Origin of the sequence: Paracoccus denitrificans, from assembly GCF_900100045.1 — a bacterium.
GTDB lineage: Bacteria > Pseudomonadota > Alphaproteobacteria > Rhodobacterales > Rhodobacteraceae > Paracoccus > Paracoccus denitrificans.
The window spans coordinates 43,777-58,778 of the sequence record NZ_FNEA01000005.1; the positions used below are offsets into that span (position 1 = coordinate 43,777).

The 15,002-nt window shown below is 69.3% G+C and carries 16 protein-coding genes; 7 read left to right on the plus strand and 9 right to left on the minus strand.

The annotated features are described in order from the left end of the window. Positions 1–66: 66 nt before the first annotated feature. The 3 genes from cobT to BLT64_RS05145 all read left to right on the plus strand — a co-directional run bounded on the left by cobT (position 67) and on the right by BLT64_RS05145 (position 5,126). Positions 67–1,929: a cobaltochelatase subunit CobT gene (gene cobT / locus BLT64_RS05135; RefSeq protein WP_011748478.1), complete on the plus strand. Its 1,863-nt coding sequence runs from the start codon at positions 67–69 to the stop codon at positions 1,927–1,929. 98 nt (positions 1,930–2,027) lie between these two features. Beyond that, positions 2,028–3,281 carry an exopolysaccharide biosynthesis GT4 family glycosyltransferase EpsE gene (gene epsE, locus BLT64_RS05140; protein ID WP_041529944.1) on the plus strand — a complete coding sequence of 418 codons (1,254 nt, stop codon included), beginning with the start codon at positions 2,028–2,030 and terminating at the stop codon, positions 3,279–3,281. Between the two features lie 27 nt (positions 3,282–3,308). Continuing rightward, positions 3,309–5,126: an aminopeptidase P family protein gene (locus BLT64_RS05145; protein ID WP_011748480.1), complete on the plus strand. Its 1,818-nt coding sequence runs from the start codon at positions 3,309–3,311 to the stop codon at positions 5,124–5,126. 190 nt (positions 5,127–5,316) lie between these two features. Here BLT64_RS05145 and BLT64_RS05150 read toward each other — a convergent pair whose 3' ends face one another. From BLT64_RS05150 to BLT64_RS05175, 6 genes are all read right to left on the minus strand, one after another. Next, positions 5,317–6,363, minus strand: a complete 1,047-nt coding sequence (locus tag BLT64_RS05150) for a DUF475 domain-containing protein (RefSeq protein WP_011748481.1) — start codon at positions 6,361–6,363, stop codon at positions 5,317–5,319. A 115-nt stretch (positions 6,364–6,478) separates the two neighbouring features. Continuing rightward, a complete protein-coding gene (locus BLT64_RS05155; protein ID WP_011748482.1) occupies positions 6,479–7,705 on the minus strand; it encodes a glycerate kinase type-2 family protein in 1,227 nt (408 codons plus the stop codon). Continuing rightward, a complete protein-coding gene (locus BLT64_RS05160) occupies positions 7,705–8,655 on the minus strand; it encodes a 2-hydroxyacid dehydrogenase (protein ID WP_011748483.1) in 951 nt (316 codons plus the stop codon). Before BLT64_RS05160 ends, BLT64_RS05155 begins: the two co-directional genes overlap by 1 nt. Further along, positions 8,655–8,996, minus strand: coding sequence for a tRNA-binding protein (locus tag BLT64_RS05165; protein ID WP_011748484.1), 342 nt, complete (start codon positions 8,994–8,996; stop codon positions 8,655–8,657). The genes BLT64_RS05160 and BLT64_RS05165 overlap by 1 nt, the downstream gene beginning before the upstream one ends. Beyond that, entirely contained in the window at positions 8,993–9,796 is an 804-nt protein-coding gene (proC, locus tag BLT64_RS05170; RefSeq protein ID WP_011748485.1) for a pyrroline-5-carboxylate reductase, read from the minus strand. The genes BLT64_RS05165 and proC overlap by 4 nt, the downstream gene beginning before the upstream one ends. Before the next feature lie 38 nt (positions 9,797–9,834). Beyond that, positions 9,835–10,335 carry a type III secretion system chaperone family protein gene (locus BLT64_RS05175; RefSeq protein WP_011748486.1) on the minus strand — a complete coding sequence of 167 codons (501 nt, stop codon included), beginning with the start codon at positions 10,333–10,335 and terminating at the stop codon, positions 9,835–9,837. Between the two features lie 225 nt (positions 10,336–10,560). Between BLT64_RS05175 and cobD the strand changes: the two genes are divergently transcribed. Then, positions 10,561–11,523 (plus strand): threonine-phosphate decarboxylase CobD, encoded by a 963-nt coding sequence (gene cobD / locus BLT64_RS05180; protein ID WP_011748487.1) that lies wholly within the window; start codon positions 10,561–10,563, stop codon positions 11,521–11,523. Here the strand turns inward: cobD and BLT64_RS05185 are convergent. From BLT64_RS05185 to BLT64_RS05195, 3 genes are read right to left on the minus strand one after another with little or no spacing between them, the layout of a single operon-like run. Continuing rightward, positions 11,507–12,550 carry a 5-(carboxyamino)imidazole ribonucleotide synthase gene (locus BLT64_RS05185; protein ID WP_011748488.1) on the minus strand — a complete coding sequence of 348 codons (1,044 nt, stop codon included), beginning with the start codon at positions 12,548–12,550 and terminating at the stop codon, positions 11,507–11,509. The two genes, cobD and BLT64_RS05185, sit on opposite strands and share 17 nt — an antisense overlap. Then, positions 12,543–13,040: a 5-(carboxyamino)imidazole ribonucleotide mutase gene (gene purE / locus BLT64_RS05190; protein WP_011748489.1), complete on the minus strand. Its 498-nt coding sequence runs from the start codon at positions 13,038–13,040 to the stop codon at positions 12,543–12,545. Before purE ends, BLT64_RS05185 begins: the two co-directional genes overlap by 8 nt. Before the next feature lie 52 nt (positions 13,041–13,092). Continuing rightward, positions 13,093–13,311 carry a YdcH family protein gene (locus tag BLT64_RS05195; RefSeq protein WP_011748490.1) on the minus strand — a complete coding sequence of 73 codons (219 nt, stop codon included), beginning with the start codon at positions 13,309–13,311 and terminating at the stop codon, positions 13,093–13,095. Positions 13,312–13,473: 162 nt separating this feature from the next. Between BLT64_RS05195 and BLT64_RS05200 the strand changes: the two genes are divergently transcribed. From BLT64_RS05200 to BLT64_RS05210, 3 genes are all read left to right on the plus strand, one after another. Beyond that, entirely contained in the window at positions 13,474–14,070 is a 597-nt protein-coding gene (locus BLT64_RS05200; RefSeq protein WP_011748491.1) for a DUF1176 domain-containing protein, read from the plus strand. Positions 14,071–14,192: 122 nt separating this feature from the next. Then, a complete protein-coding gene (locus BLT64_RS05205; RefSeq protein WP_011748492.1) occupies positions 14,193–14,603 on the plus strand; it encodes an Hsp20 family protein in 411 nt (136 codons plus the stop codon). Between the two features lie 13 nt (positions 14,604–14,616). Beyond that, positions 14,617–14,844 carry a DUF1150 family protein gene (locus BLT64_RS05210; RefSeq protein ID WP_011748493.1) on the plus strand — a complete coding sequence of 76 codons (228 nt, stop codon included), beginning with the start codon at positions 14,617–14,619 and terminating at the stop codon, positions 14,842–14,844. Positions 14,845–15,002: the final 158 nt, after the last annotated feature.

The following is a 15,002-nucleotide window of genomic DNA, read 5'->3' on the forward strand; positions in this document are numbered from 1 at the left end:
TCGTTTCTCGGCCTTTGGCTGCGGATGTAGCGCAATGGCGGACAAAGGCGATTTCTGGAACAGCCCATGAAAAAATCCGACAACCCCGCCGATCCGTTCAAGAAGGCCCTGACCGAGGCCACGCGCGCGCTGGCCGAGGATCACGAGCTGAACGTGACCTTCTCCGCCGATCCCTCGGGCGTGGCGGGCGATACCATGCGCCTGCCGCAGGTCAGCCGCCGCATGACCCGCGACGAGGTGCTGCTGGCGCGCGGCACCGCCGATGCCCTGGCGATGAAGCTGCGCCACCACGACGCCGGAACCCATGCGAAATACGCCCCCGCTGGCCCGATGGCGCGCGACCTCTACGAGGCGATGGAGACCGCGCGCTGCGAGGCGCTGGGGGCCCGCGACATGCCCGGGGCGCTGTCGAACATCGACGCCAAGCTGGGACAGGAGGCCGAGCGCAAGGGCTACGGCCAGATCAAGGCCCCGGCCGACGCGCCGCTGGCGGTGGCGGCGGGCTATATCGTGCGGCAGGCGGCGACGGGCCGCGCCCTGCCCTCGGCCGCGCAGCATGTCGCGGACCTGTGGCGCCCGTTCATCGAGGAACAGGCCGGCGCCGATCTCGATCATGTGGGCGAGGTGCTGGCCGACCAGGCCGCCTTCGCCCGGCTCGCCCGCAAGGTGATCGCCGACCTGGGCTATGGCGACCAGTTGGGCGAGGACCCCGACGAGCCGCAGGAAGACGAGGCCGACGAGAACGCCGAGCAGGACGAAGAGGCCGGCGACAACCAGTCCCGCGACCAGAACCAGGACGAAGACGCCGAGGCCAGCCCCGAGCGCACGCAAGACCAGACGCAGGACGAACGCCAGGCCCAGGTCAGCATGGACGACCAGTCCGACGAGGAGCTGGTGGACGAGGCCGAGATGTCCGAGGCCGAGACGCCCCCCGACCTGCCGCCGCAGGTCAGCGAGGCAAGCCCGGAATACCGCGTCTATACCCAGGAATTCGACGAGGAGATCCGCGCCGAGGACCTGGCAGACCCCGCGGAGCTGGAGCGGCTGCGCGCCTATCTGGACAAGCAGCTGGAACCCTTGCGCGGCGCCGTCTCGCGGCTGGCGAACAAGCTGCAACGGCGCCTGCAGGCGCAGCAGAACCGCAGCTGGGAATTCGACAAGGAAGAGGGCGTTCTGGATGCCGGGCGCCTGGCCCGCGTGGTGGCGAACCCGACGACGCCGCTTTCCTTCAAGGTCGAGAAGGACACCGAATTCCGCGACACGGTGGTCACGCTGCTTCTGGATAATTCCGGCTCGATGCGCGGCCGGCCGATCTCCATCGCCGCGATCTGCGCCGACGTGCTGGCCCGCACGCTGGAACGCAGCCAGGTCAAGGTCGAGATCCTGGGCTTTACCACCCGCGCCTGGAAGGGCGGACAGAGCCGCGAGAAATGGCTGGCCGCCGGCCGGCCGGCGCAGCCGGGGCGGCTCAATGACCTGCGCCATATCATCTACAAGGCCGCCGATGCGCCCTGGCGGCGGGTGCGCCCGAACCTGGGCCTGATGATGAAAGAGGGGCTGCTCAAGGAAAACATCGACGGCGAGGCGCTGGAATGGGCGCATCGGCGGCTGGCGCGGCGACCCGAGGCGCGGCGGATCCTGATGGTGATCTCGGACGGGGCGCCCGTGGATGACAGCACGCTTTCGGTGAACCCGGCGAATTTCCTGGAGAAGCACCTGCGCGACGTGATCGCGATGATCGAGCGCAAGAAGCAGGTCGAACTGCTGGCCATCGGCATCGGCCATGACGTGACCCGCTATTACGAGCGCGCGGTGACGATCACCGATGCCGAGCAGCTTGCCGGCGCCATCACCGAGCAGCTTGCCGCGCTGTTCGAAGCCGATCCCAGAAAGCGCGCCCGCGCCATGAACCAGCGCCGGGCGGGCTGAACCTGTTCTTTCGGGCTGCTTGATCTGCCCCGCGTCCCATGCGACCAATTTCGCCGGACCGGGGCCGCTTTCCGCCTCGCAGGCCAAGGGGCTTCGACGTGTTGAAGATCGGTTTTTTCATTCCCGAATTTCCGGGCCAGACCCATATCTTCCTGTGGCGCGAACGACAGGCGCTGGCGGAACTGGGGATCGAGGCCGAGCTGATCTCGACCCGCCCGCCGCCGCGCGCCATCGCCTCGCACAGCTGGGCCGCCGAGGCGCAGGCCCGGACCCGCTACCTGATACCGCTGGGCAGCGGGGGCCTGGGCATCGTCGCGGAATTCCTGCGCTCGGGGCCGGCCGGCTGGACTCGTGGGCTGGGTGCGGTGCTGACCGCCGAAGCGCAAGGGCTCAAGGGGCGGCTGCGGATGCTGGCGCTGCTGGCCATGGGCGCGCGGCTCAAGCGCATCGCCCGCCAGCAGGGCTGGGGTCATGTCCATGTCCACAGCTGTGCCGACAGCGCCAATATCGCCATGTTCGCCGAGCGGCTGGGCGGGCCGAGCTACAGCCTGACCCTGCACGGGCCGACGCTGGAGGGCTACGGCCCGAACCAGCGGCAGAAATGGCGCCATGCGCGTTTCGCCACCATCATCTCGCAATTGCTGGCGGGGGTGGCCGAGCGCGAGATCGGCGCCGACCGCCCCGCCGTGATCAACGTGGCGCCGATGGGCGTGGATCTCGACCAGATCCGGCGCCAGGCCCCGTGGCAGCCCCCTGCCCCCGGCGAGCCGCTGCGCATCTTCGCTTGCGGCCGGCTGAACGCGGTCAAGGGCCATGACCACCTGGTCCGAACGATCGAAATCCTGCGCGCCCGCGGCATCGACGCCCGGCTGGAGATCGCCGGAGAGGACGAGCAGGGCGGCTCGGGCTATCGCCGCCAGCTCGACGCACTGATCGCCGAAAAAGGCTTGGGCGATGTCGTCACCCTCTTGGGCGCGGTCAGCGAGGAACGGGTGCGCGAGGGGCTGGAGCGCGCGCATGTCTTTGCCCTGGCCAGCCTGAACGAGGGCATCGCGGTCGCGATCATGGAGGCGATGGCGATGGAGATGCCGGTGGTCGTCACCGATGTCGGCGGCAATCACGAATTGATCACCTCGGGCCGCGACGCGATCCTGGTGCCGCCCGAGCGGCCCGAGATCATGGCGGACGAGATCGCCCGCCTTCACGCCGACCCCCAGGAGGCGCAGCGGCTGGCGCAGGCATCCCGCGCCCGCGTCGCCGCCGCGTTCCACCACCGCCGCAGCGCCGAGGCGGTGGCCGACGGGCTGGCCCGCACCCTGCCCGGCGCACGCGAGGCGCTGACCCGCGCCTGACACCCAGAACAAGATCCAGAGGCAAGCATGTTCCAGAATTACGACAGCCATTCCGACCCCGCAGCGCATCCGCCCCGGCTGGCCGCACTGCGGCGCGAACTGGCGGCGCGCGAGCTCGACGGCGTCCTGGTGCCGCGCGCCGATGCGCATCAGGGGGAATATGTCGCCGCCCGCGATGCGCGGCTGGCCTGGCTGACCGGATTCACCGGCAGCGCCGGCTTCTGCATCGTGACGCCGGACCGCGCCGGAGTGTTCATCGACGGCCGCTATCGCGTGCAGGTCAAGGCCGAGGTGGACCCGGCGCATTTCACCCCGGTGCCCTGGCCGGAAACCAAGCCCGCCGAATGGCTGCGCGAAGCCCTGCCCGAAGGCGGGCGCATCGGCTACGACCCCTGGCTGCACACGCGGCGCGAGATCCGCGAGATGGAAAAGGGGCTGGCCGGCGCGGGCATCGCGCTGATCGCGCTCGAGTCGAACCCTGTCGATGCGATCTGGACCGACCAGCCGGATGCGCCGGTGGGCGCGGTGCTGCTCTGGCCCGACGAGACCGCCGGCGAAACGGCGGCCGACAAGCGCACCCGCATCGCCCGCGCGCTGCGCGAGGCCGGGCAGCAGGCGGCGGTGCTGACCCTGCCCGATTCGGTCTCGTGGCTTCTGAACATCCGCGGCGCCGACGTGCCGAAGAACCCGGTGGTGCAAAGCTTTGCCGTCATCGAGGAAAACGGCCATGTCGCCGTCTTCACCAACCCTGCCAAGTTCGGCCCCGAGGTCCGGGCCGCGCTTGGCAACGAGGTCTCGGTGCTGCCGCTGGATGCGCTGACCCCGGCGCTGACCAATCTCGCCGGCCCGGTCCGGGTCGACCCTGCCAGCGCGCCGGACCGGGTGTTTTCGCTAATCGAAAGCATGAAGACCCCCATCGCCGAGGCGCCGGACCCGGTGATTCTGCCCAAGGCATGCAAGAACGCCGCCGAGATCGCCGGCATGCGCGCCGCCCATCTGCAAGACGGCGCCGCGGTGACGGAACTGCTGTGCTGGCTGGACGCCCGTGCGCCGCATCTCGACGCCGAGCCGCTGACCGAGATCGACGTGGCGCAAAAGCTGGAGGCGTTGCGCGTGGCGCGCGGCATCCTCGACATCAGCTTCGACACCATTTCGGCCACCGGCCCGCATGCCGCGATCCCGCATTACCATGTCGACCGGGCGAGCGACCTGCGCATCCTGCCCGGCCATGTCCTGCTGGTCGATTCCGGCGGGCAATACGCCAACGGCACCACCGACATCACCCGCACCCTGCCGATGGGCCCGGTCGATCCGGCCGTGCGCCGGCCCTATACGCGTGTGCTTCAGGGCATGATCGCCATCTCGCAGGTGCAGTTCCCAAAAGGCGTCGCCGGCTGCCATATCGACGCATTGGCGCGGGCACCGCTGTGGTCCGAGGGCATGGATTACGACCACGGCACCGGGCACGGCGTCGGCGCCGGGCTGTCGGTGCACGAGGGGCCGGTCAGGATCTCGCGCATTTCGGACATTCCCTTGCAGCCCGGGATGATCCTGTCGAACGAGCCGGGCTATTACCGCGAGGGCGCATTCGGCATCCGCATCGAGAACCTGATCGTGGTCGAGGAAAAGGGCAGCCCGGACGGGCGCGAGATGCTGGGCTTCGGCACGCTGACGCTGGCCCCGATCGACCGCAGGCTGATCGAGCCGGGCCTGCTGGCACCGGCCGAGGTCGAATGGCTCGACGCCTATCATGCGCGGGTGTGGGAGGAAATCTCGCCCCTGGTCGAAGGCCAGGTGCGCGACTGGCTCCATCGCGCGACGCGGCCGCTTGGCGGCAGCGCCTGAAGACCGGCGCCTTCACCGTTTCCCAAATTACTCACCGGACGATGCAGCCAGCACGGCCTCGCCCGGTGGGCCACCCTCCGGCTTCTCTGTTCCCCAAATACTCATACGGCCGTGCCCGGAGGCGCGGTTGCATGAGTATTTGGGGAACAGAGAAGACAGGACTCGCCGCGCCCGACCGGCTGCGGTTGGATCAGCCGTGCGGGTGGCGGCGACGCCAGGCCAGCGAACTGAGAAAGGCCATGCCGATGAAGCAGGCACCCAGAAGGCCGGTGACCACCTCGGGGATCGGCCGCAGGGTCTGGACGAACATCAGGATCGACAGCACGAAGATCGACCAGAAGGCGCCGTGCTCCAGATAGCGGAAGGCGGCAAGCGTGCCGCGCTCGACCAGCATCACCGTCATCGAGCGCACATACATCGCGCCGATGCCCAGGCCGATGGCGATCAGGAACAGGTTCTGCGTCAGCGCGAAGGCGCCGATCACCCCGTCGAAGCTGAAGGACGCGTCCAGCACCTCGAGATAGAGGAAGGCGCCGAAGCCGCCGCGCGCCATGTCGGCGGGCTGCGGTGCGCCGCCCCAACGGTCGAGCACATGGCCAAGCATGTCCACCAGCAGATAGGTAATCACCCCCCAGATCGCGGCGATGATGAAGGCATGCTCCTTTTCCGCCGGCAATTGGCCGACGATCACCAGCATGCAGACCAGCACGAAGCCGACCTCCATGCCGCGAATCTCGCCCAGCTTGCGCAGCGCGGCCTCGACGCCCTTGATCCAGTCGACGTCCTTGGCCTCGTCGAAGAAGTAGTTCAGCGCCACCAGCATCAGGAACGAGCCGCCGAAGGCCGCGATGGGCAGGTGCGCCTCGTGGATGATGCGGGAATATTCCTGCGGCTGGGTGGCGGCCAGGCGAATGGCCTCCCATGGCGCCAGATGCGCGGCGATGACCACCACCAGCAGCGGAAAGATCACCCGCATGCCGAAGACCGCGATCAGGATGCCCCAGGTCAGGAAGCGGCGCTGCCATTTCGGGGTCATCTGCTTGAGCTTGTTGGCATTGACGATGGCGTTGTCGAAGGAAAGCGAGATTTCCAGCACCGCGAGGATGCCGGCGATCAGGAAGAAGGCCAGCGCCCCCGAGCCGGTGCCGTGATATTCCCAGCCCAGAAACGCGGCGAGCGCCAGGCCCGCGCCGGTGACGATGAAGGGCCAGGTCATGTAGCTGAGGGTGGATCTCATGGGCTTCCCCTTCCTGCGGCTCGTGCCTTTCGGTCTTAGGCGCTGCCCGGAGGGCGGGCAAGGCGGGTGGGCGCAGGGCTGCCTTGCACGCAGCCCGCGATATGGCTACCGATCTTCAGGCGCGGACCAGCACCGCCAGGTCGGCGACATTGGTGCCGGTGGCGCCGGTCACCACCAGCGCATCGCCGGCCGCCAGCGCCGGAGTCGAATCGTTCCTGGCCAGCGCCGCTGCGGGATCGATGCCGCCCGCCCGGATCGCCGCCGGCGTGCCGGGACCGACCAGCCCGCCCGCCGCCTCGCCCGGGCCGTCGCGCCCGTCGCTGCCGACCGAGGCAAAAGCCCAGTCGAAATCCACCGGCTGCGCCTCGGCCAGCAGCGCCAGGCGCAAGGCGAGTTCCTGGTTGCGCCCGCCCATGCCGTCGCCGACCAGCTTCACCGTCGTCTCGCCGCCAAAGGCCAGCGCCTGGCCGGACCGCAACCCCGACGCCAGCGCCCAGATCGCCCGCGCGCAATCCTGCACGTCGCCCTCAAGCGGGATCGGCGCGGGATCGGCCCCCGCCTCGACCATGGCCGCGACCGAAAGCGCGTTCGAGCCGACGAGGATGTTCCTGGCCCGCGGCAAGGCGCGGCGATCCTCGGGGCGAAGCAGCGCTGCCCGCGCCGCCTCGGGCATCCGCTCCCAGATGCCCAGCGATTGCGCCAGATCGGCAGCCTGCGCGCGCGTGCCGACCGGCGCCACCGTCGGCCCCGAAGCGATGACCCGCAGGTCGTCCCCCGGCACGTCCGACAGGATCAACGCCGTCAGCGGCGCCCGCGACAGCCGCAGCCAGCCGCCGCCCTTGAGCCGCGACAGGCCCTGGCGGATCAGGTTCACCTGCGCAATATCCGCCCCCGAGGCCAGAAGCAGCCGGTTCACCGCCTGCTTGTCGGCCAGCGTCATGCCCTCGGCCGGCGCCGGCAGCATCGCCGAGCCGCCGCCCGAGATCAGCGCCAGCACCCGGTCCTGCGGCCCGCTGGCCGAGAGCATGGCGATCACCGCCTCGGCGGCTGCCGCGCCATCCGCGTCGGGTTGCGGATGGCCGGCACGCATGACCCGCGCACCCGCCAGCGCCGCGTCGTTGCCGGCATTGGTCACCACCAGTGCCTCGGCCCCCGGCAGCGCCTCCAGCGCCGCCCCGGCCATCGCCCGGGCGGCCTTGCCCAGCGCGATCACCAGCCAGCGCCCGCCCGGCCCCGGCGGATCGGCCAGCACTTCGCCCATGCCGCGCACCACCGCCGCCCCCGGATCGGCTGCAGCGATGCCGGCGCGGATCAACGCCATCGCACGGTCGCGCGGCGCCATCAGTTCACCCGGTCGGGCAGCGCCTGCCCCTCGGCAAAGGCGACGAGATTGTTCATCGCCCGCATCGCCATGGCGGTGCGCACCTCTTCGGCGGCAGTGCCCAGATGCGGCAGCAGCGTCACGTTCTCCATGGCGCAGAGCGCAGGCGACACCCTCGGCTCGAACTCATAGACATCCAGCCCCGCCCCGGCGATACGGCCTTGGGCCAGCGCCTCGGCCAGCGCCGCCTCCTCGACCACGTCACCGCGGGCGATGTTGATGAGGTAGGAGCGCGGCCCCAGCCGCTCCAGTTCATGCGCGCCGATCATGTGCCGGGTCTCGGCCCCGCCAGGAACGGCGATGATGGCGAAATCCGACTGAACCAGCAACTCGTCCAGGTCGGCCACCTGCCGGGCCGGGAAGTCCAGAGACGAGACCACCGAGCGGTTGTGGAACAGCACCTCCATGCCGAAGCCGAAATGGCAGCGCCGTGCAATGGCCTTGCCGATGCGGCCCATGCCGATGATGCCGACCGTGCAGCCGGTGACATGGCGGCCCAGCAGTTGCGTCGGCTCCCAGCCGGTCCATTCGCCGCGGCGCAACAGCCGCTCACCCTCGCCCGCCCGGCGCGCGGTCATCAGGATCAGGGTCAGGGCGATGTCGGCGGTGGCCTCGGTCACGGCATCGGGCGTATTGGTCACGGCGATGCCGGCCGCTGCGGCGGCGGCCACGTCGATGTGGTTGTAGCCGGCGCCGAAATTGGCCAGCAGCCTGCAGCGCGGCTGGCCCTGGAACGCCTCGGCGGTAAAGCGGTCGCCCAGCGTCGGCATGATCGCGTCGTAATCGGCCAGCGCCTTCGCCGCCTCATCGACGCCGAGCCCGTCCTTGCGATCCAGGATCTCGGTCTCGAACCGGGCCGACAGCGCATGTTCCGCCGCCTGCGTCATGCGGCGCGTCACCAGAAGCTTCATCAATACATCCTCCCCCCGACGGGCACCTCGCGGTCGGGGCCGATCAGCACGACCTCGCCATCTTCGTCCGGCAGGCCCAGAACCAGAACCTCGGACATGAAGGGGCCGATCTGGCGCGGCGGGAAGTTCACCACCGCCAGCACCTGCCGGCCGACCAGCCCGTCCGGCGCATAATGCCGGGTGATCTGGGCCGAGCTTTTCCGCTCGCCGATCCCGGGCCCGAAATCCAGCCACAGCTTGAAGGCCGGGCGCCGCGCCTCGGGAAAGGGCTCGGCACGGGTGATGCGGCCGACGCGGATCTCGACCTTCTCGAAATCCGCCCAGGCGATGGGATCGCTCATTTTCCCAACTCCCGTCCCCGCGCGGCGGCTGCCGCGATGGTGCGGCGCATCAGGGACGGCAGGCCGGTCCCGGGGTCCATCAGCTCCTTCAGGCCCGCAGCCGTGGTGCCGCCGGGCGAGGTCACGGCCTCGCGCAGCTTTGCGGGATCCTCGTCTTCATGCACGGCCAGCGCGCCCGCCCCGGCAACGGTCGCCCGCGCCAGTTCCAGCGCCAAGGCCGCAGGCAGCCCCTCGGCCTCGCCCGCCGCCGCCATGGCCTCGATCATGTGAAAGACATAGGCCGGACCCGAACCGGAAAGCGCCGTCACCGCATCCATCTGCGCCTCGCCCTCCAGCCGCACGACGCGGCCGACGGAGGACAGCAGCGCCTCTGCCAGCGCCATCTCGGCATCGCCGGCCCTGGCATTGCCGACGATGGCGGTGATGCCCTGGCCGATGGCGGCCGGCGTGTTCGGCATGGCCCGCACGATGGGCGCGGCCGGAAAGGCCGCCTCATAGGCGCCAAGCGTCACCCCCGCCGCGACCGAGACCACCAGCGTTCCCGCCCCGACCGAAAGCCGGGGCAGCACATCCGCCATCATCTGCGGCTTGACGGCGATCACCAGCACGGCGGGATCCTCGGGCAGCTTTCCGTTTACCCAAATACCCATATCCGACAGTTCCGCCCGGGGATGCGGGTCGATCACATGCACCGCCCCCGCAGCCAGCCCGTTCTTCAGCCAGCCGTCCAGAAGCGCGCCGCCCATCCGCCCACAACCGACCAGCACCAGCCCGCGCGCATTCAGAACCGAAAAATCCATGCCCTGCCCCCTGCCTTGGCCCGCGCGAAGGCGGGAATTCAGGCGCGACCGTAGGCCTCGGACATGGCGATGTCCATGGCCGCCTCGGGCGTGGCATCGCCCCAGCAGGCCAGTTGGAAACAGGGATAGAACCGTTCGCAGGCCAGGATGGCATTGCCGATCATCTGGTCGATCTGCTCCGGGCTGGCGATGGCTTCGCCCGACAGCACCAGGCCGTAGCGCCAGACCATCAGCTTCTGCGGCGCCCAGAAGGTGAAGCCGCCGTCCCAGACCTGGTCGTTGGCAAGGTTCAGGACCTCGTAGAGCGCCGGCAGCGTCTCGGCCGGAGGGTCCATGTCGAAGGTGCAGATCAGCCGCAGCACCTCGTCGCGCTGCGACCAGGCCAGCGTGATCGAATAGGTGCGCCATTGGCCCTCGACCGCCATCGCGATCTGGTCCTCGGCCAGTCGGTCGAAATCCCATTCGTGATGCGTCGCGACGGTTTCCACGATATCGATGGGATGGATGTCATCGCTATGGATGAAGTCCAGCTGTGCCATATCCTGTCCCCCTGCCTGTCTGAGAGCGGGGCAAGGTCAAAACCCCAACCCTTGGTGGCCCAGACTACACCCGGCGTAGCCCCCGGGATGTGCCTACAACATATCGTGTGCCGGTTCCACGAGGGTGTAAAGCGAAAATTCCGTTACCGGATCGCGACAGCCAACCTCCGCCGCTTGACCGCCGGCTTCCGTGCAGGTTCAAGGACGCGCAAGGAGGACTTTGGCATGCGCGACCACGGCGGCGACATCGACAAGGCGGCCGGCCTCTTCGGGCGGGCGGACTGGATCGACCTGTCCACGGGAATCAACCGCCGGCCCTGGCAGGCCGGGCCGCTTTCAGCCCATGCCCTGACCGCGCTGCCGACGGCCGCGGACACCGCCCGGCTCAGCGCCGTTGCCGCAGCCCGATTCGGCTGTCCGCAGGATCAGGTCCTGCCGCTGGCGGGCGCCTCGGCGGCGATCCAGCTTCTGCCGCATGTGATCGGGGGGCGGCGCGCGGCGGTGCTGTCGCCGACCTATAACGAACATGCCGCCAGCCTGCGCGCTGCCGGCTGGGAGGTGGCCGAGCCTGCCGATCCCACCGCGCTGGCCGGCGCCGATCTGGCGGTGATCGTGAACCCGAACAACCCGGACGGGCGCGAGTTCACGCCCGCACGGGTCGCCGCCCTCGCCGCCACGGTGGGGCATCTCGTCGTGGACGAAAGCTTTACCGATCCGCGTCCCGACCTGTCGATGGCCGGCACGCGGCCAGAGAACGTCACCGTGCTGCGCAGCTTTGGCAAGTTCTGGGGACTGGCCGGGCTGCGGCTGGGCTTTGCCATCGCCGCCCCGGGGCTGCTGGCCCGGCTGGCCGAGCGCGCAGGCCCCTGGGCGGTCGGCGGCCCGGCGCTGGAGATCGGCACGCAGGCACTGGCCGACGCGCAATGGATCGACGACACGGTGGTCTGGCTCTCCGAGGCGGCGCTGCATCTGGACCAGATCGTCACCCTGCATTGGCCGCTGGTCGGCGGCACGCATCTGTTCCGCCTCTACGATACGCCCGACGCGCAGGCCGCGCATGAGTTGCTGGCCCGCGCCGGCATCTGGAGCCGCATCTTTCCCTGGCATCCGCGCTGGATTCGCCTGGGCATCCCCGGCTCGCGCGAAGAGTTCGACCGCGTGGCGGGCGCCTTTACAGCACCCGGTTGACATGGCCCATCTTGCGGCCGGGGCGTGCCTCGCCCTTGCCGTAAAGATGGACCTGGCAGCGCGACTGCTTCAGCAATTCCGGCAGGCGCAGCACGTCGTCGCCGATCAGGTTCTCCATCTCGACATCGGCGTAGCGCTGGCCGTCGCCCAGGGGCAGGCCGGCCACGGCGCGGATATGCTGCTCGAACTGGTCCACGGCGCAGCCCGCCTGCGTCCAATGGCCGGAATTGTGGACGCGCGGCGCGATCTCGTTCACCACCAGCCCGTCGCGGGTCACGAACAGCTCGACCCCCATGACGCCGATATAGTCCAGCGCATTGACGATACGCGCGGCGATCAGCACCGCATCGGTCAGCAGGCCCGCCGTCAGCCCGCAGGGCACCGTGGTGGTGCGCAGGATGCCCTCGCGATGAACGTTCAGGCCCGGATCATAGGCCGCGACCTGCCCATCCGCGCCGCGCGCGACGATGACGCTGATCTCGGCCGAGAACTCGACGAACCCCTCCAGCACAGATGGCGCACCGGTCCAGTCCCGCTGCCCGGCATCGGAAAAGCGGATCTGTCCCTTGCCGTCATAGCCCAGCCGCCGGGTCTTGAGGATCGAGGGCGCCCCCAGCGCCGCCAGTGCCCCGGGCAGGTCGGATTCAGTCTCGACATTGCGATAGGGCGCGGTGCGCAGGCCGATGCCGGTCAGGAAATCCTTTTCGCTCAGCCGGTCCTGCGACACGGCCAGCGCGCGGCGGTTCGGACGGATCGGACGGATCGATTCCAGCAAGTCCAGCGCCGCCGTCGGCACGTTCTCGAACTCATAGGTGATGACATCGACCGATTCGGCGAAGGCGCGCAGCGCCGCCTGGTCCTCATAGGGCGCGGTGGTCAGCCGATGCGCCACGTCGCCCGCCGGCGCCGCGCCCGGCTCATAGACATGGCAGCGATAACCCAGCCGGCTGGCCGCGACCGAGAGCATGCGCCCCAGCTGCCCGCCGCCCAGGATGCCGATGGTGGCGCCGGGTTCCAGTTCACTCATCCTTCGGCTCCTCGGGGATGGAATCGCTGAGCGCCTGCCGCCAGGCGTCCAGCCGCGCGGCCAGTTCGGGGTCCGAGATCGCCAGGATCCCCGCCGCCATCAGCCCGGCATTGGCGGCACCCGCCGCGCCGATGGCCATGGTGGCGACCGGATAGCCCTTGGGCATCTGCAGGATGGAATAAAGCGAATCAACGCCCGACAGCGCCTTGGTCTGCACCGGCACGCCGATCACCGGCACCCGGGTCTTGCTGGCCATCATGCCCGGCAGATGCGCGGCGCCGCCGGCACCGGCGATGATGACCTTCAGCCCCCGCGCCACCGCCGTCTTGCCATAGTCCCACAGCCGGTCCGGCGTGCGATGGGCGGAAACGATCCGCGCCTCGTAACCGATGCGCAGCTCGTCCAGGATGGCCGCGGCCTCGCGCATGGTCGGCCAGTCGGACTGGCTGCCCATGATGATCCCGACGGGTTTTCCGGTGGCTTTTTCCATGGCTCGACCCCCTTTTGCGCCCCGCCCTACAGCGCCGGGCTGGATCATGCAATCAGGCGATGATGTCGGGGGTCAACTCGTCCTCGAGCCGGGAGATGCGGTCCTTGAGCGCAAGCTTTTGCTTCTTGAGCCGTTGCAGGGTCAGCGAATGGGTCAGGCTCTGCTCGGAAAGCGCGGCGATCGCCTCGTCGAGATCCCGATGCTCGCGCCGCAGCACCTCGAGCTTGGCACGGGCGATCTCTTCGTGGGACATCTCGTGTTGGGCGTTCATCTCGGGCCTCGGGCTGGATCGTTCCGGTTATAGCGCAGCCCCCTGACGTTGTTAATGGTTTTGCGGAAAAGCGTTAACGCGAGGCCGCGTTCCGAGAAAACGCTTGCCTGGCGGCGCCATACGCCCCAAAGCTTGGACCTGGATCCCATGCAGGAGAAGCCGATGCCCCGCACAGCCGCCGTCAAAGCCTCGGCCCTTGCGCTTGCACTGTCGCTGCCGCTTGTCCCCGCCCATGCGCAGGGGGCGGGCGAGCAGATGCAGCTTTGCGTCAACCAATGCCTTTATCACTTCGGCCCGGCCTCGAACCCGCGATACCATGCCTGCGTCGCCGAGCAATGCGAGGGGACCGGCCCGGCGCCCCAACGCCAGCAGCCCGCCCAGCCGCCGCGGCAGGGCGCCGCCTGGACCACCGGCGCGGTCGACGGCGGCAGGACGCATTACGCCAGGGTGCAATCCGGGCGGCTGGCGCTGAGCTACATGTGCCAGCGCGGCAGCGAGGGGCTGATCGCCGTCGAGGGCATGGCCGGCTCGCCCGGCTCGCTGGCGCTGCGCATCGACGGCAAGCGGGTGGCGCAGCCCTTTGCCACAAGCGGCGGCATGCGCGCGACCCAGGCGGCGCGCGGCTCGGCGCTGCTGGCCGGGTTGCTCGGCGGCAGCCGGGTCGAGCTTTCGGACGACCGCGGCCGGGGCAGCCTGCCGCTGGCCGGATCGGGCCGGGCGATCCGGACGGCCATGGCCGCATGCGGCCTGCGACCCTGAGGCCGCGCCGCTGCGACGCGGCAAGCCCTTGTTTCCGGCGGCATCCGTTCACATATTGGTCTTGCCGGATCGCCATTCCGGGGTCCGGCCGACAGTCGCTTTGATGCAAAGGGCTTGGGAACATGACCAAGATCAGTCTGGCCACTCATCCGTTCCTGCTGGGGTTCGACCAGTTGGAGCGCCTGGCCGAACGGGCCGCCAAGGGCGCCGAGGGCTATCCGCCCTACAATATCGAACACCAGGGGCCGAACGGCTTCCGCATCACGCTGGCCGTGGCGGGTTTTTCCGACGACGACCTGTCCATCACGCTGGAAGACCGCCAGCTGGTGATTCGCGGCCGCCAGTCGGATGCCGAGGAGGGCCGCGTCTTTCTGCACCGGGGCATCGCGTCCCGCGCCTTCCAGCGCAGCTTCGTGCTGGCGGACGGGGTCGAGGTGGTGTCGGCAGGTCTGGAAAACGGGCTTCTGAACATCGACCTGAGCCGCTCCGTGCCCGACAGCATCGTGCAGACCATACCGATCAGCCGCAAATGAAAGGGGATCGCAAATGAACGAGAAATTCGATTTCGGCCCGGAAAACGCGGGCAACATCGTCTATATCCGCCGCGTCGCCATGGACAGCCTGCCCGACGAGGTGCGCCGCCAGGTGCCGGATGCCGAGGCGCTTTACGCCGTGCATGGCGCGGACGGAGAGCGGCTGGCGCTGGTCAAGGACCGCAGCCTGGCCTTCATGCTGGCCCGTCAGAATGAACTGACCCCGGTCAGCGTGCACTGACCCGAAAGGCGCCGCCGCCCGGAAAAGCGGCGGCGGGGCATGTGGCCGGGGTCCGGTTGTCGCTTTCGCAGCGCAAGGCCGGGCTCGCGCCCGTCCGATACCAGTTCCCCGATCCGGGCTGAGAAAATGCCGAAGCGCACCGTCAAGGCGCCCGGCGG

Excerpts from the sequence above, each read along its gene's own strand:
- cobT (WP_011748478.1), top strand. The coding sequence starts at position 67 with ATGAAAAAATCCGACAACCCCGCCGATCCGTTCAAGAAGGCCCTGACC.
- BLT64_RS05145 (WP_011748480.1), top strand. The coding sequence starts at position 3,309 with ATGTTCCAGAATTACGACAGCCATTCCGACCCCGCAGCGCATCCGCCC.
- BLT64_RS05150 (WP_011748481.1), bottom strand. The coding sequence starts at position 6,363 with ATGAGATCCACCCTCAGCTACATGACCTGGCCCTTCATCGTCACCGGC.
- BLT64_RS05155 (WP_011748482.1), bottom strand. The coding sequence starts at position 7,705 with ATGGCGCCGCGCGACCGTGCGATGGCGTTGATCCGCGCCGGCATCGCT.
- BLT64_RS05160 (WP_011748483.1), bottom strand. The coding sequence starts at position 8,655 with ATGAAGCTTCTGGTGACGCGCCGCATGACGCAGGCGGCGGAACATGCG.
- BLT64_RS05165 (WP_011748484.1), bottom strand. The coding sequence starts at position 8,996 with ATGAGCGATCCCATCGCCTGGGCGGATTTCGAGAAGGTCGAGATCCGC.
- proC (WP_011748485.1), bottom strand. The coding sequence starts at position 9,796 with ATGGATTTTTCGGTTCTGAATGCGCGCGGGCTGGTGCTGGTCGGTTGT.
- BLT64_RS05175 (WP_011748486.1), bottom strand. The coding sequence starts at position 10,335 with ATGGCACAGCTGGACTTCATCCATAGCGATGACATCCATCCCATCGAT.
- cobD (WP_011748487.1), top strand. The coding sequence starts at position 10,561 with ATGCGCGACCACGGCGGCGACATCGACAAGGCGGCCGGCCTCTTCGGG.
- BLT64_RS05185 (WP_011748488.1), bottom strand. The coding sequence starts at position 12,550 with ATGAGTGAACTGGAACCCGGCGCCACCATCGGCATCCTGGGCGGCGGG.
- purE (WP_011748489.1), bottom strand. The coding sequence starts at position 13,040 with ATGGAAAAAGCCACCGGAAAACCCGTCGGGATCATCATGGGCAGCCAG.
- BLT64_RS05195 (WP_011748490.1), bottom strand. The coding sequence starts at position 13,311 with ATGAACGCCCAACACGAGATGTCCCACGAAGAGATCGCCCGTGCCAAG.
- BLT64_RS05200 (WP_011748491.1), top strand. The coding sequence starts at position 13,474 with ATGCCCCGCACAGCCGCCGTCAAAGCCTCGGCCCTTGCGCTTGCACTG.
- BLT64_RS05205 (WP_011748492.1), top strand. The coding sequence starts at position 14,193 with ATGACCAAGATCAGTCTGGCCACTCATCCGTTCCTGCTGGGGTTCGAC.
- BLT64_RS05210 (WP_011748493.1), top strand. The coding sequence starts at position 14,617 with ATGAACGAGAAATTCGATTTCGGCCCGGAAAACGCGGGCAACATCGTC.